This window comes from Paenibacillus soyae, from assembly GCF_024623455.1.
Taxonomy (GTDB): domain Bacteria; phylum Bacillota; class Bacilli; order Paenibacillales; family Paenibacillaceae; genus Pristimantibacillus; species Pristimantibacillus soyae.
In genome coordinates this window covers 24,260-38,808 of the sequence record NZ_JANIPJ010000007.1, presented here as the reverse complement: position 1 = coordinate 38,808, position 14,549 = coordinate 24,260, and the positions used below count along the sequence as shown (strand labels likewise).

Genomic DNA, 14,549 nt, shown 5'->3' with positions numbered 1-14,549 from the left:
TAACGCCGTTTATGCCGCTATTCGAACGAAAACCTATCGTTATTTAGAAATAACGGTATGAATGCCGCTATTCCACCTCGAGCTTTCCAAACGCCGACTTATTTGACAGGACTTCGACCATCTGCTGGACCAAAATCCCCCCAATGCGCAAAAAGCCGTTCCCCGCCGGCTTGGCGGGGAACAGCTCTTCCATATGCGTTACGGCGTCTCGCCGGGCACGCTCGTTTCTCTTGCTTTTGCTTTCCCTGGGCGAACCGCCGACTCTCGGGCGAGCAGCTTCGAACAAACCCGCTTCAGCTCGTCATAAGCCGGCGTATTCTCCAGCGCGCCGGGAGCGCCGAAGCTCGCTTCCTCCAGCCATCTCGCGATACGCTCCAGCTCCTGGCGCTTGTCGCTGCCCATTCTCGCGCCCAGCGCGCGGATCAGGTCGCGCATCGTCACGATCTCGTGCGACCGCGCCAGCTCCTCCCGCCACTCGCGCGAGCTCTTCGAGCCTCGCATGCCGCGGCTCCACAGCAGGGCGATGAGCGCTTCCGCGACATCGGCCAGCCCGCTCCTCTGCCGCTCGGCGGCGGAGTCCGCCGCCGCTGCGCTCCTCGGCCGGCGCGGCCCGAGCCCGCCCTCGGCGCTCGGCTCCGCCGGCTCCCGCGCGGCAAGCTCCGCGCACGCCGCGCGATAGCGCCGCAGTGCGAGCGCGAGGCGCAGCCGCTTGCGCCGCGCCGCGGCCAGCGCGCCGCCGGCCAGCGCCAGCGCCGCGGCGCCTATGGCGGCCGCCGCCGCAGGCTTGGCTGCCGCGGCCTCCGCGGCGAGCTTCGCGCCGCCCGCGAGCTCTCGCGCGAAGCGCGATACGGCTGCGGCGGCATCCTCCGCCGCCGCTTCCAGCCGCTCGGCCACCGAGAGCCCGCCGCTGGCCGCTGCGGCCGTGACGGCTGCGCTGCCTTGCGCCGCAGCCGCCGTGCCGGCGCCGCCGCCGACGCCTGCGGACGCGGCGGCCGCGGTCATGGCCGAGACGCCGTCATAGCCCGGCGTCGGGTCGAACGGCACCCAGCCCGCGCCGGGGAAGTAGACCTCGACCCAAGCATGCGCGTCCGAGCTCTTCACCTCGTACAGGCGCGCCCCGTTCTCGTCATCGGCATACGCCGATTCCGCTTGGCCGCTCTCCACCGTGACCGGCGTTCCGGGCGCGAAGCCCTTCACCCAGCGGGCGGGGATGCCTTCCGCCCTCAGCATAACGACCATCGCCGTGGAGAAGTGCACGCAGTAGCCGCTCTTCTGCTCGAACAAGAAATGGTCGACGAAGTCGGCTCCCTGCGGCGGCGTCCGGCTGTCCGTCTTCGAATAGACGAATTCGGTCCGCAAATATTGCTCGATCGCCTTCACGCGGTCGTAACGGCTCGTCACGCCTCCTCCGGCCACCTCGGCCGCAAGCGCGCGCACTCTGTCCGGCAGCGACGCCGGCAGCTCGAGGAACGGCGCCAGCTCGTCCTCCGTCCAATCGCCGTCCGGCGCGGCTCCGCCGGTCAAGACCGATGCCTCCGCATCCGATTCCCCGTCGTCGAGCGAACGCAAGATGGCCTCGTCCGTAACCGGAAGCCGGCTCTGCGTCGTATACTGCTCCAGCCGCACTTCCTCCGATTTCGCGTACAGCGACCCGAATTCGCCGCTCGACAGATAGCTGCCGAGCGTCCGTCTCGGGTTCGCGCCGATCAGCTCCAGTACCTGTCCTTCCTTGCCCGACAGAAAGATCGGCATCGCCGGCGCCGGCTGCTCCCATTTGACCGTTTGCGTAATGAGCGCCCCCTGCAGGCTGCCGTCGGCGCCGGCCGCCGTTACGTTCGGCGCTTCGCGGACCTGCCGCAGCGTCAATTCGCCGTCCGGGTTGCTCCAGCCTCGGCCGTCGTAGACCGTCTTCGACTCTCCGCGCCAATACGTGCGCAGTGGCGAGTACCCCCAGAACACCGTAACCGGATGATCCGTAACCGCTCCGCCCAGAGAGGTATCATCGAAGCCGTAGCCCGTCAGTCCCCCGCCGAGCCCCTCGGCGCTTAAGGAGCCGAGAGCGGCCAGACTGGCGTCTCCGCCGTTCAGACGCGAGATGCCCTGCTCCAGCTTCTCCGTCAACGATGATGTCCACTCCGCCGGGGCAAGCTCCTTCTCCTTCCCTCCGGCGGCGAGCAGCGCGCAGCCGACCACGATCAGCGTCACGAACATGGACGCCGCGATCCAGCTTCCTTCCACTTCCTTAAGCTTGCCGATCCCCGCATCCATGACCCTCCGGGCGCGGGGCAGCGCGACGATCGCTGCTAGCAGCAGCCCTTCCGCGGAGGCGCGAATCACGCCTCCCATCACATCCATGCCGAGCCATATATGCAGCGCGACCAAATAAAGCACCGTCACCCCCGCAATGCCGAGCGCCGCTTGCCGAAGCCAGATGAGCGCTTGCAGCGCCGGAGAGAGCATGGCCCACCCGATGAACAGAAGCAGCGTCCGCAGCTCGCCGGACATCGCCCATACGCCTTCCTCGGCCATGTCCGCAAGCTGTTCCGCCAGCAAGCCGGGGAACGACAGCAGCCACTCGGCTCCGCTTTGCCCTTCTCCCTTGAACAGCCACATCAGACAGAAGAGGATAAGCAGCGTATAAACGAAGAAGGAAACCACGCCGTTCAGCCGGAACAACCCGGCGACAAGAATGCAGCCGATAACCGCGAGCAGGGGAGCCGGCTGATAAATGACCGCCCATTGCGTGGAGTTGACCCATGGAAGCAGCCATTCCGCAAGCAAGCCGAACAACAGCAGGCTCGTAACGAAGCGGTACACAAGGGAATGGCCGCCTCCTTGCTCGTCATTATCCCATAGCATAGGCGCTTCCTCCTTCCCCTGCCGCCTTCTTCGCTACATGCTCCGGTCCGCCCGGCAGCCACCTTGCCCGGATTCCTCTGCCTTCCAGAATACGGGCCTGCTCTCTCATGGCGAAGGTCAATACCTTTCCGCTTGTGACGAGCCATAGCTCCAGCCGGAAGCCTTGGAGGGCGACTCGGTCGGCGAGCTCGAACCATCGGCCGGCATTTTGCCAATCCGCCGTATACATGCGAAGCGTTCTTCCCTGACCCTGGTAGGATAGAGGTCCAGCTGCCTGGAGCCCTTCCCAATCAATAGGCTCGTTCGAGGGCTTCAGCCGGGCGAGCAGCAGCTTCAGCTCTCCGACGCGGGCCATGAGCTCCCTGCCCGCCAATCCGGGCAGTCCGAAGCTCCGCTTCTCGGCGAACACCGTAACCGATATGTTTTCGGACGAGGCCCGAACGGCATCTTGCAGCATCCTGCCGATGCAGGCGTCGAACAAAGCATCATCTCCGCCATAAGGGGCCGCGTACGAATCGATGGCGACATAAAGCTCCAATCGCCCGGCGCCGGGATAAATCTTCGTGTGCAAGCCCCGGCCGCGCGCCATCGCGCGGAAATCCAGATGCCGGAACGAATCGCCCTCCGCATAAAGCCTCGTCTCCGGACCGATCCCCGCGTTCCGCGTCGTCCATGCCTCGCTGCGATCGCTCGGCTCGGCGATCAAGCCGGCATGCGCCGGTTCAGCCGTTTCGCTTGTTCGCGCTCCTAAGAACGAGGCATCCGCCAGCTCATCGGACCGGTCGCCGGCCGTGATCGCCGGTCCGACGGTCAGCACGTCGTCCAGCGCCATGTCGCGGCGAATGGATGTCAGACCGAACGGATCTCCGCAGGAAACCGTCACCGTACCGAAACGGTGCACCCCTCTCGTCAGCGCCTTCGCGTCGAAACGCGCCGACATCTCGCGGTCGAATAGGGGCGCGAACACTGCCCGCAGCGACATCTCCTTCTCTTGCATGCTGCTCTCGTTCCGGAGGGTATCCTCCACGGCTACCCATGCGAGAGGCAATCTGGAGCGCCGCGTTAAAGTTAAACCGATAACCAGCTCTTCCCCGGCCGTCGCATCCGCCTCCGGAAGCGCCCGCGACACCGCAATTCCCCGGATAGCGGCAAGCGGCAGCAGCAGGCTGATCCCCGCCATGCCGGCCAGCAGAATGAGCAGAAACCATTCCACCGCGCCGCCTCGCGCGATAACGGCGCCAAGCGAACAGCCGAAGGCGGCCGTGATCCATGCCCAGGCCGCCCATCTCGGCCGGTAATGTCTGCGCCGGCTCATTTCCATCTTCCTTTCGAAGCCGCCGGCGCCGCTTCCTTCGGCAACGGAATCGAAGCGACGAGCTGTCTGACCAGGGCGGAAGCATTTCGCCCGCCGAAGCCCGCGCTGCCACGCAGCACCAGCCGGTGACTCAGCACGGCCTCCGCCGTACCGAGCAGATCGTCGGGAATCACGTATCTCCTGCCTTCCATATAAGCGCTCGCTTGCGCCGCCCGCAGCCAATCCCTCAGCGCGCGCGGACTTGCCCCGAGCAGCACCTCCTGCGATCGCCTCGTCGCGTCCGCCACCGCCACCATGAAGCGCATCAGCGAAGGATGCATGTGTCCTTGCCTCGCTTCCGCTTGCATTTGCAGCCATTCCTGCACGGCGAGCACCGGTCTCAGCCGGTCCGGCTCCGTTCTTTTGCCGTTCGCGTATTGCTCCAGCATCCGATTCTCGTGCTCGGTATCCGGATAGCCAATCGACAGCCTCATCATGAACCGGTCGAGCTGCGCTTCCGGCAAGCCGCTCGTTCCTTCGAAGCTAAGCGGATTCTGGGTCGCGATAAGCATGAACGGCACGGGCAATCTGCGCGTTTTGCCTTCGATGGTTACTCTCCGCTCTTCCATCGCTTCCAGAAGGGACGATTGCGTCCGCGCGGACGCGCGGTTCATCTCGTCGGCCAGCACCACGTTCGCCATGATCGGTCCGGGACGATATACAAGCTCATTCGTTTTCGGCTCCAGCACGACGCCTCCGATCACATCGGCAGGCATCATATCCGACGTGAACTGAATCCGTTTGAATTCTCCTCCTATCGATCTCGCGAACGCGCCCGCAAGCATCGTCTTCCCTACGCCCGGCACATCCTCCAGCAGCACATGTCCGCCTGCCAGCAGCGCCGTCAGCGTCTGTTTGATCAAATCCTGTTTCCCTAGCAATACGCTCTCTACCTTATGCTGCAGCCGGTGCAGCAGCACCTGCGGCGGTTCCGCCCAATGACGCGCCGTCTCTTCGCGGGACTCTTCGTCCCTGCTTTCGAATGCATGTGGAGTGATCATAGCCGTCTTCGCCTCCTGAAAAATAAATCTATCTATTTTTCAGTGTCTCCACCTTGGCGCGCGTTTAGACCTGCTAGATTCGCGTTTTGCTAGAGCCTGCTTGTCAGCGGCCGCCCTGTCTCCAAGCGCGTTCCCCCGCTCTGCTGCCACCCTCGTCTACTACTCCGCAATCCAAACCTCCCGGCGTTCGTCCGTATAGACGTAATCCTCGATCGTCAGGCCGAATTCGCTCAGCGTGGCGCGCAGCGGCACATCGACGTGAAGCGTATCTTCCCCCTCGGCCGGCGGCCAAGTATCCGACATCCAGAACATCCGCTTGCCCATGAGGCTCGCTTCGATGACGCCCGAAGCTTCGTCCAGCTCCGCCTCTCCGCCCATCCATTCCGTCAAGCTCAGCAGCGGAACATGGATCGCGCCTTCGATCAGGCTGTACTCTCCCGCCTCCAGAACGAGGCTTTCTTCGCCGCGGTGCACGATCAGCGCCGGCTCCCGGTAAGAGGCTATTCTGCGTTCCCCGCCGGCATCGAGCTGCTTGCCGAACGCGGCCAGCTTCTCCCGTTCGCTCGCCGGGACTTTGCCCCTCTTCCACTTGATTTGCTCGGCCAGCTGGAATTGCATCGGCTTCACGCCGTCCTCCAGCACCTCGAAGGAATATCCGAGCGCCTTGTAATATTGAATAATCTGCGGCAGCGCCTTAACCGATTCCTCATGTCCCGCGCTGTCATGGAGGAGCACGTTCAACGTGTCCGCGATCCGCGAAGCTTTCACATTGGCCACGATTTCGGCTGCAGGCACGCCGCGCCGCTTCGAATCGCCGCTGTCGACGTTCCAGTCGTGAACCCGATACCCCGCCGACTCCATCGCTTCGAAATACCCTTTATCGAAATTGCGATAGGTCCCGCCGGGTGCCCGCACTAGCGTCGTCCTTACTTCCGCGGCCTCGTATATCGCATTGTCCGTTTTCATGATTTGACTGGCGAACTCGCCGAAGCTGCCGTACAGCTTCTCATATTCGTGATTGTACGTATGGTTGCCGATCGCGTGCCCCTCTTCCACGATGCGCCTCGCGATGTCGGGATGCTGCTCGACATGCTCGCCTAGCACGAAGAAGGTGGCGTTTACCCCTTCCCGCTTCAAAATATCGAGCACCTCCGGCGTATGAAGGCTTGGCCCGTCGTCGAAGGTCAAATACAGCACCTTGCCGCTTTCCGGCTTGGCATCAAGCGCGGAAGCCGTCCCCCCTTCAGCTTCTCCGGGAAGCCCGCCGCCACCCGGCGCCGCCGGGCTTGAGTCCGCCGCAACATCGCCGGCATTCTCTTCTCCTGGCTGATATGCCGCCGGTTTGACGGAATCTCCCTCCGCCCCGCTCCCTTGCTCTTTCTCCGAATCGCTTTCGGCGTCCTCGGCCCCGCTTAGAAGAGTACGCGCCTCATATTCCAGGGAGACCGTCTGCACATAGCTTGTCCCGCCCGCATGCCGGGCCGCTTCCCCTTGCTGCATCCAGTCTCCTCCGAATTCCATAATGCCAAACCAAACAACCGCCGCGCAGATTGACGCCTTCAACACTCGCCGCATCGTCTTTGCCACCCTTCTCTATCACCTGGAATGATTGCGATTTCCTAGTTGATAGAGTATATGAACAGGCTCTCGGCGAAATGACTCCGCTTGCGAGATTTTAATACCTCTGCAGCCCTTCTCGCGGGCGCCAAAAAATCCCCCTCTCCGTCGGCAGGAAAGGAGGATCATCCGTTCGTTGAACGTCACCTCGATATCATTCGCGTCAGTCCGGCAGCAGCCGATTCACCGTTTGCTTACCTCCGCAACAATAGCCACACTTGCGGAAGGATCAGCCAAAATCCCGACATAGGCATCATGACGGCGCCGGCCAGACTTAAGACCAGCAGCATCCAGCCAAAAGCGGCCGGAGGCGCGAGTCCCTTCTTTTTCAAAAGCCAATCCGTCAGATACCCTAGGAGCATGAATAGGAATCCGAACATCATGAACCAAAACGCCGACAACCGCTCCCATTGCCCCTCCTGCAGCGTGTTCCATAGCCCTTCAGTGACGATCGCTTGAAGCTCCGTCCAATAGAGGATCAATCCAACGACGTTATGAAGCAGCCCTGTCAGTATTAAGAACAGCCCGACTTGGCGTTTAACCCCGCTTACCATCCTTGTCACTCCCCTTTCAAGATATCAATCTTCCGGACAGTCGGAACGGCTTGCTCCTCTTCTAACGTGTCAATGACGCTGTCGATGACCGAACGGGACGCAAGCAGCCATTCCTTGACCGCGTTTTTGACATGCGTTTCGGTCCCCCTCCGTTCCATATGGCTGAACAGCCGTTCCGCGCATGCCAGTTGCTCCAACACCCTTGTCACGCCTCGCGCCGGTCCTCTCATTAGCCCTCTCCCCTTTCCCGCTCCGTCTCCGCCCGTCTGCCGAAACGAATAATTAGCCGGTCCTCCGAGTATTTCGCGCCTTCTACCTGCCGTCCCATCAACGTCCTTGGCAGAATAACCTTCCGTTTGTACGCGCCCGCGTCCACCGTCAATTCATCGCCTGTCTGCGTTAAATTCAGCTCTTCCTTCTCTACAAAAGGTATCCGCAGCTCCAGGAGCAGCTCTCCGCTCTCCTCCCGAATTACTTCCGTCCTGCCTTGGTAGAGCATAGCCGAGGGGTCCAGGGCTCCGTACACGATATCCGCCAATTGCTCCAGGATGGGCAGGCCGATCACTTCCTCTTGCATCATCGGCGCCTTCATAATCGGCAGCGGCTGGAAATTCGCCTCAATTTCATCCTCGTACTTTTTCTGAATATCCCGCCAATGCGAGAGAAAACCGTCCCCCGCCGCGTCCGGCAGCACCCTGTTCACGATAACCGCGTCGGTGTTGAAGCCGAACAGGTTCAAGTACGTGAAGGAGCGCTTCGACTCCGCAAGCACGATCTTCTCGGGGTTCAACACGATCCTCACCGTCGTAATCTCCGGGTTCAGGACGATTTGCTGCATTTCCTCGAGCGCGCGCGCGAATCGCTCAATACTATCCAGCACATCATCTGATGGCAGATCGATTTTGCTTGTCAGCTTGGCGACCGGACGAACGAGCTTGATCAGCTTGCGCTCCGCAGGGAATATTTTTTCCAGCCACCAATTGAGCACGTTCGGATAGCTGAGGAGCCGCAGCGTTTCCCCGGTCGGGGCGCAGTCCACCACCAGCACGTCGTATTGTCCGCTTTGGGCGTGCTCCTTGATCTGCAATAAGCTGAACAGCTCCTCCATGCCGGGGAATACCAGCATCTCTTCCGTTGTGATGTCTTGCAGATTCGCTTTGTGAAGCAAATTCGTCAGCCAGCCCTGGACCGATCCCCAATTGCGCTCCGTTTCCCGGAGACTATTCACTTCCTGCCCCCACAAATGGTCGTCGATCTGAACCGGATCCGGCCCGATCGGCCTATCGAGAGAATCCGCCAAGCTATGCGCGGCATCGGTGCTGAGAATAAGAGTCCGCTTTCCTTGCTTCGCCAGCTTCACCGCCGTCGCCGCCGCAACGCTCGTCTTGCCGACGCCGCCTTTTCCCGTAAAAATAATGATTCTCATGCCTGCACGCTCCTTTTAGAAGTTGTTCAAAAAGACCAATTTTGATCACGAAGCAAATCACGAAGCAAATCACGAAGCATACTCGACATCGAATATCGAATTCAGCCGAAACTGAGCGTATGCTTTCGAAGTGCGTTTCCTACGGAAACGCTTCAGGTGCTCACGTAGCTTCCACTACGCTCCGCTCCTCAGTTCCTAGCTTCATCCGATCTTCTTCAGCGTTTTTGAAAAAAACGCAGCATCGGAAGCATAAGCTCATGTGCTGAAAACTGGTCTTTTTGAACTTTCAATTTTAGTACGATTTCGTAGTATATGGTCAAAAAATGAAACCGGCGCGAACCGGTCATTCTTCGATTGTGATTTTCTTCGGAACCGTCTTCGTCTCTTTGGGCTTCATTGGTCCCTCGTCATGGAAAACTCTGGCCGCCTTGAAGAGCAGCGCCGTGAATTGCTCCAGCTCCTCCTGGGTGAACGCGGACTCCAATCGGCCGAGCATCTCCAGCATGTATCGCTCCGATTCTTTGGCGAGACGCCTTCCTTCCTGCGTCAGTGTCACGAGCTTAACCCGCTGGTCTTCCGCGGACGTAGCCCTGGCGATATAGCCTTTGCGTTCCAGCCGTTTCGCGATGCTGGTCATCGTGCTTAGAGGCGCCCCCATCTCGGCCGCAAGCTCCGACATCGTCAGATCTCCCCTGATGAGCAGAATAAGCAGCGTCGACAGATCCGATCGCGTCACCTTCTGCTCAAGCTGCAGCGTATCCGACATAAAAGCGAACGGGCGCATTCCGGTCTTAAGGAAGAGGTCGTAAAGTTGCTGCATGCTGCTGGCGCTCCTTTTAGTACGAAATCGTAGTATGTGAGTTATTTCCAGTTTAGTACGATATCGTATTAATGTCAAGACGGTCATTCGTTATGATCGGATAAGACGAAAATAAACGACTACTGACCATTTAACTAGCCAGCCTTAACGGGTAGGATAGCAACCCCAGCAGCGCTGCAAGGGTGAAAATCATCCTTAAGGCGCTCAAAAGTCCGCTCTTACGTTTATTCATGCCTGGGCTTCCGAAATGTATGTTAATTGGTCAATCATACTAAAAAAAAGGCCGGGCATCTGCCCGACCTTCCCTTCTTCCCGCTCATTCCGTCTTCGCTGGCTAGCCTACTTCTTTAATGCCCGCACCGCTTCCAGCACTTCCTCGGCATGCCCCTTCACCCGCACCTTGCGCCACTCGCGGACGAGATTGCCTTTGGCGTCGATCAGAAACGTAGAGCGCACAATGCCCATGTACTCTCGGCCGTATAGCTTCTTTAGCTGCCAGACGCCGTACTGCTTGCATACTTTGTGGTCCTCGTCGGCCAGAAGCAAATACGGCAGCTCCTTCTTCTGCACGAAGTTCTGATGCGACTTCACGCTGTCTCCGCTGATGCCGAGAACAACGGTGTTTTCCTGCGCGAACAACGCGTAGTTGTCCCTCATGTCGCAGGCCTGCACCGTGCAGGTTGCCGTCATATCCTTCGGATAAAAGAAGATGACGACGTTCCTTCCCCGAAGCTCCATCAGCGATACCGTCTCCCCGTTCGATGCCGGCAGCTTGAACTTCGGCGCTTTTTTGCCTATTTCAACCGTCATTGCCGTGTTTCCCCTTCCCTTGAAGCCTGCTTCCCATACCGATTGCCTTCGCTCCCACTACGAGCCCGCTCCTCTGTACCTCTTCACGCCATGGTTCCAGAACGCGAGGCCGAGACCGAACACGATGATGCCCATAACCGGCGTAAGCATGGCCAGCTTGGACAGGTCATCCGTCTTCTCCTCGAGGAAATACGAAGCCGGAATGACGCCGACGAAGGCGAAAGGAAGCAGCCAGGTCAGCATGAACCGGATAATTTTGTTATAAATATTGACCGGATACCGGCCGTAATTCTGAATGTTATACATAAGCGGCACGATGCCCGTCGGGGCGTCGGAGTAAAAGGAAATCGCGCTCAGCGCCGTATATAGTCCCGCATAGATAAGTACTGCCCCCGCGACGAACAGAGCAAGAACCAGCAGGTCCGTCAGCTGGAACGGCAGCCCCATCTGCGCCCAGCAATACGCCATGATGCCCGCGCCAACGAACGAGCCGAACAGAGACGGCGGATCGACGTTCTCGAACAGCACCTGGAACAAGCTGTGCGCCGGGCGCGTCAGAACGCGGTCCATCTCCCCTTTGACGATATAGCGCTCGCTGAAATTCCAGATGCTGAAGAATGTGCTGAAGACGCCGTACGGGATCATGAAGAAGCCGTAGACGAACACCACCTCGAGCTCTGACCATCCGCCTAGCGAAGGCGTATGCTGGAACACGATGAATATAAAGATGAGGTTCACGAACTGGAACAGCAAATCCGAGAACACTTCGATCCAAAAGTCCGCCCTGTAGGTGAGACGGGTCTTCGCATAGTTTTTGATATATTCCCAAAATAAAGACGCGTATCTCATCTCGCGTTACCCCCCTTGCACGAACAGCCGCTTGCGCGCCGCCCGCCATGTCAGCCAGATCGGAAGGAGCAGCGCCCCGAACCAGATCGCCTGCAGTCCGAGCACGCTTCCCGCTTCGCCGAGTGGGGTTCTTCCCGTGAAGACGGAGCTCGGCAAATACGTGATCGCCTGGAACGGCAGCCACTCCATGATGGCCGACAGCCAGCCGGGGAAAAACGCGATCGGCACGACGACGCCGGAGAACAAATCGACCATGACTCGCTTCATCCGCATCATGCCTTCGTTGTTTTCCACGAAAAACGCAAACAGCCCGGTCAAAATATTGATCTGCGAGTTGATAAGAAAGCTAAAAAAGAGCATCACGAGATAAATCAACCACACCGCGGGATCCGTCGGCAGCTTCACCGGAAAGATCAGACAGACGATGAGCAGGCCCGGCACCATGAATAACAAAAGGCGGAAGGCGCCTTCGCCGAAGCCCTGCATCATTTTCACGAGCAAATAAGAATAAGGGCGGATCAGCTGTACGGCTACGCTGCCATCCCGGATTTCGTTCGCGATCTCGCGGTCCAGATTGTTGAAGTAGAACGCTCTCGCCATCCAGGAAACCGCGATATACGTCGTCATCTGCGGCACGGTAAAGCCCGCCAGCGACTCCTGATCCCCGTAAATGGCTTGCCATAGAAAGTAGTACGCCCCGATGTTGATCGCGTAAATGATAATTCCGCTATAATAGTTCACCCGGTAAGCGAGCATCATCAGGAATCGAATGCGGATAAAATCGATATAGGCGCTCATCATGACGAAGCAACTTCCTTCTTGGCCGCTTCGGCGTCGGCCGAGCCCGATTGGTAGATGCCTCGGACGATTTCATCCGTGTTCGTCTCGAATATTTTGATATCGCGAATGTCCGCTCCGCCGACGACCCGGGCCATCGCCTCCGATACGCTGACTTCGTGCGGAACGAACAGCTTCGCCGTCAGCTCGTTTTCGACGGTCCAGCTAACTTCAAGCCCTTCCGTCAGCATCTGCAGCTTGCCGATCGGCGTCTGAGCCGCGAATTGGAATTGGATTTCCCTGCCTTTGCTCCACTTCGTCTTCAGCTCGTCCAAGCCGCCGTCGTAGATTACCCGCCCGTCGTCGAGCATGATTACCCGCGAGCAAAGCGCCTCGATATCCTGAAGATCATGCGTCGTCAGCAGGATCGTCGTTCCTTCTTCCTTGTTCATCTGCATCAGGAAGTCCCGGATCTCCGTCTTCACGACGATGTCGAGACCGATCGTAGGTTCGTCCAAAAACAAGATGGACGGATTATGGAGCAGCGAAGCGACCAGCTCGCAGCGCATCCGCTGCCCGAGACTCAGCTTCCGGACCGGACGGTTCAGCAAATCGCCAAGCTGCAGGCGCTCCACCAGATTGTCCAGTCGTTTGCGGAATTCCGCCTCCGGCACTCTGTACACTTTGCGCAGCAGCTGGAACGACTCGATGACGCCGATATCCCACCACAGCTGCGAACGTTGGCCGAATACGACGCCGATGCCGTTCACGAACTTCTCCCTGTCCCGATACGGTACGAAGCCGTTAACCTTCAATTCCCCTGCTGTCGGCACCAGAATGCCCGTCAGCATCTTGATCGTCGTTGATTTGCCCGCTCCGTTCTCGCCTATGTACCCGCAAATTTCGCCTTGCGGAATTTGGAACGAGATGTCCTTTACCGCCCGGACCTCCCGATATTCCCTTTTGAACAAATCCTTCAGCGCCCCGGACAGGCCCTCCCGGTTTTTCTGGACGCGGAAGTCCTTTCGCAGGTCCTTTACGTCTATTGCAAGCATGTTGCTCCTTCTCTCCTCTCACTTCGACATTTCCTGGGAAATAGCGACTATATTGTGCCCAAAATGATAAAACTTGCAACTATCTAGGCATGAGCTTTATAATTTTATGATATGTAATCATACATCAGTTATCTCGATGCGTAAACTGTGCAGGGAATAGAAACAGTTTCTTAAAATATACATCGGATATCGAACCATCTAACGTTTTTATTGAAAGGAGACCTCACGCCATGCGTTCACGGTCAAACCCAAAAAAATCATCCAAATGGAAATGGATTCTTATTAGCGTATTAGTCTTCCTTGCGTTGACGATCGCGGCGATCGGCGTCTGGGGCGCGGGCGTCGTGAACGAGCTCGAAGGCATGCAGAAGGCGCCTGAAGAATCGATCTTCAAAGATATCGAGCCGGAGAAGACGGTCGAGGTTCCGAAGTGGGAAGGCACGGAACGCGTCAACATTATGCTCCTCGGCGGAGACGCTCGCGATGTCGCGGAAGGCGAAATCGCCCGCTCCGACTCCATTCTCGTCGCGTCCTTCGATCCGATTACGAAGAAAGCGCATCTGTTCTCGGTGCTCAGGGATACGTACGCGGATATCGAAGGCTACGGTCCCGCGCGAATCAACTCGGCGATCACCATCGGAGGTCCTTCCCTCGCGATGAAGACGGTGGGCGATCTGCTCGGACTCGAAATTCAATATTACGTCTACACCGATTTCGAAGGGTTCAAGGCTCTCATCGACAAGCTCGGCGGCATTTGGTTCGACGTTGAGAAGGACATGCATTATACGGACAACGCGGACAAGAACCGCTACGACATCGATCTGGAGAAAGGCTACCAGCTGCTCGACGGCGACAAAGCGCTCCAATACGTGAGGTTCCGCCACGACGCGATGAGCGACTACACCCGCACGGAGCGGCAGCGCAACTTCCTGAAAGCCGTCGCGGGCGAGCTCCAGAAGACGTGGAACCTGATTCGGATGAAGGAGATTTTGGAGAGCGTCTCCCCTTACATCGAGACGAACCTCAGCGTATCGGATATGCTGAAGCTCGGCCAGCTCGGCGTCGAAAGCCACGTCGGCGGCACGGCTCAAATTCCGCCGATGGAGCTCGTAAGCGAGGAACATATCGGCGGAGCTTCGGTTATCGGCATTCGCGACGAGGACGCCCTGCTCGGATACGTGCAGGAAGTGCTGTCGAAGGACGATACGATTCCGGAGCCGACGGCAACCCCAGGGACCGAGGACGGAAGCAACGAGGGCGGCAGCTCCGCAACCGGCGGAGGCGTTTCCGGCAGTACGGGAAGCAGCCGCTAATCGACCATAACCGGCTCGCTTGCCGGCCATCATCAAGCAGACGACGAAATAGAGCACATCGCGTGCTCTATTTCTCTTGTTGGGGCGTTACGCGCATGACTCTCCCTTAACCGG

Annotated in this window: 13 protein-coding genes; 1 reads left to right on the top strand and 12 read right to left on the bottom strand. The window is 58.9% G+C overall.

Annotation, left to right across the window (positions count from 1 at the left end; translation table 11 throughout):
- Positions 1-198: 198 nt before the first annotated feature.
- From NQZ67_RS11420 to NQZ67_RS11365, 12 genes are all read right to left on the bottom strand, one after another.
- Positions 199-2,859 (bottom strand): transglutaminase-like domain-containing protein, encoded by a 2,661-nt coding sequence (locus NQZ67_RS11420; RefSeq protein ID WP_257445542.1) that lies wholly within the window; start codon positions 2,857-2,859, stop codon positions 199-201.
- Positions 2,846-4,174 carry a DUF58 domain-containing protein gene (locus NQZ67_RS11415; protein ID WP_257445541.1) on the bottom strand — a complete coding sequence of 443 codons (1,329 nt, stop codon included), beginning with the start codon at positions 4,172-4,174 and terminating at the stop codon, positions 2,846-2,848. The genes NQZ67_RS11420 and NQZ67_RS11415 overlap by 14 nt, the downstream gene beginning before the upstream one ends.
- The gene (locus NQZ67_RS11410) at positions 4,171-5,214 is read right to left on the bottom strand and encodes an AAA family ATPase (protein WP_257445540.1); all 1,044 of its coding nucleotides are present in this window, start codon (positions 5,212-5,214) and stop codon (positions 4,171-4,173) included. Before NQZ67_RS11410 ends, NQZ67_RS11415 begins: the two co-directional genes overlap by 4 nt.
- A gap of 159 nt (positions 5,215-5,373) precedes the next feature.
- Entirely contained in the window at positions 5,374-6,801 is a 1,428-nt protein-coding gene (locus tag NQZ67_RS11405) for a polysaccharide deacetylase family protein (RefSeq protein ID WP_257445538.1), read from the bottom strand.
- Positions 6,802-7,025: 224 nt separating this feature from the next.
- On the bottom strand, positions 7,026-7,385 hold the full coding sequence (locus NQZ67_RS11400) for a DUF6463 family protein (protein WP_257445536.1): 360 nt from the start codon (positions 7,383-7,385) through the stop codon (positions 7,026-7,028).
- A 5-nt stretch (positions 7,386-7,390) separates the two neighbouring features.
- Positions 7,391-7,615, bottom strand: coding sequence for a hypothetical protein (locus NQZ67_RS11395; RefSeq protein WP_257445534.1), 225 nt, complete (start codon positions 7,613-7,615; stop codon positions 7,391-7,393).
- A complete protein-coding gene (locus tag NQZ67_RS11390) occupies positions 7,615-8,811 on the bottom strand; it encodes an ArsA family ATPase (RefSeq protein ID WP_257445532.1) in 1,197 nt (398 codons plus the stop codon). The genes NQZ67_RS11395 and NQZ67_RS11390 overlap by 1 nt, the downstream gene beginning before the upstream one ends.
- 343 nt (positions 8,812-9,154) lie before the next feature.
- On the bottom strand, positions 9,155-9,631 hold the full coding sequence (locus NQZ67_RS11385) for a MarR family winged helix-turn-helix transcriptional regulator (protein WP_257445530.1): 477 nt from the start codon (positions 9,629-9,631) through the stop codon (positions 9,155-9,157).
- Positions 9,632-9,970: 339 nt separating this feature from the next.
- The gene (gene bcp, locus NQZ67_RS11380; protein ID WP_257445528.1) at positions 9,971-10,441 is read right to left on the bottom strand and encodes a thioredoxin-dependent thiol peroxidase; all 471 of its coding nucleotides are present in this window, start codon (positions 10,439-10,441) and stop codon (positions 9,971-9,973) included.
- Between the two features lie 57 nt (positions 10,442-10,498).
- A complete protein-coding gene (locus NQZ67_RS11375; protein WP_257445527.1) occupies positions 10,499-11,290 on the bottom strand; it encodes an ABC transporter permease in 792 nt (263 codons plus the stop codon).
- 6 nt (positions 11,291-11,296) lie between these two features.
- Positions 11,297-12,091, bottom strand: a complete 795-nt coding sequence (locus NQZ67_RS11370) for an ABC transporter permease (RefSeq protein ID WP_257445526.1) — start codon at positions 12,089-12,091, stop codon at positions 11,297-11,299.
- Entirely contained in the window at positions 12,088-13,122 is a 1,035-nt protein-coding gene (locus tag NQZ67_RS11365) for an ABC transporter ATP-binding protein (protein WP_257445525.1), read from the bottom strand. The genes NQZ67_RS11370 and NQZ67_RS11365 overlap by 4 nt, the downstream gene beginning before the upstream one ends.
- Positions 13,123-13,352: 230 nt before the next feature.
- Here NQZ67_RS11365 and NQZ67_RS11360 point away from each other — a divergent pair, with 230 nt between their 5' ends.
- Positions 13,353-14,435 (top strand): LCP family protein, encoded by a 1,083-nt coding sequence (locus NQZ67_RS11360; protein ID WP_257445524.1) that lies wholly within the window; start codon positions 13,353-13,355, stop codon positions 14,433-14,435.
- The last annotated feature ends 114 nt before the right edge of the window (positions 14,436-14,549 follow it).

What these genes read in the sequence shown, in the direction of transcription:
- NQZ67_RS11420 (WP_257445542.1), bottom strand. Translation starts at nt 2,859, where the DNA reads ATGCTATGGGATAATGACGAGCAAGGAGGCGGCCATTCCCTTGTGTAC.
- NQZ67_RS11415 (WP_257445541.1), bottom strand. Translation starts at nt 4,174, where the DNA reads ATGAGCCGGCGCAGACATTACCGGCCGAGATGGGCGGCCTGGGCATGG.
- NQZ67_RS11410 (WP_257445540.1), bottom strand. Translation starts at nt 5,214, where the DNA reads ATGATCACTCCACATGCATTCGAAAGCAGGGACGAAGAGTCCCGCGAA.
- NQZ67_RS11400 (WP_257445536.1), bottom strand. Translation starts at nt 7,385, where the DNA reads ATGGTAAGCGGGGTTAAACGCCAAGTCGGGCTGTTCTTAATACTGACA.
- NQZ67_RS11395 (WP_257445534.1), bottom strand. Translation starts at nt 7,615, where the DNA reads ATGAGAGGACCGGCGCGAGGCGTGACAAGGGTGTTGGAGCAACTGGCA.
- NQZ67_RS11390 (WP_257445532.1), bottom strand. Translation starts at nt 8,811, where the DNA reads ATGAGAATCATTATTTTTACGGGAAAAGGCGGCGTCGGCAAGACGAGC.
- NQZ67_RS11385 (WP_257445530.1), bottom strand. Translation starts at nt 9,631, where the DNA reads ATGCAGCAACTTTACGACCTCTTCCTTAAGACCGGAATGCGCCCGTTC.
- bcp (WP_257445528.1), bottom strand. Translation starts at nt 10,441, where the DNA reads ATGACGGTTGAAATAGGCAAAAAAGCGCCGAAGTTCAAGCTGCCGGCA.
- NQZ67_RS11375 (WP_257445527.1), bottom strand. Translation starts at nt 11,290, where the DNA reads ATGAGATACGCGTCTTTATTTTGGGAATATATCAAAAACTATGCGAAG.
- NQZ67_RS11370 (WP_257445526.1), bottom strand. Translation starts at nt 12,091, where the DNA reads ATGATGAGCGCCTATATCGATTTTATCCGCATTCGATTCCTGATGATG.
- NQZ67_RS11365 (WP_257445525.1), bottom strand. Translation starts at nt 13,122, where the DNA reads ATGCTTGCAATAGACGTAAAGGACCTGCGAAAGGACTTCCGCGTCCAG.
- NQZ67_RS11360 (WP_257445524.1), top strand. Translation starts at nt 13,353, where the DNA reads ATGCGTTCACGGTCAAACCCAAAAAAATCATCCAAATGGAAATGGATT.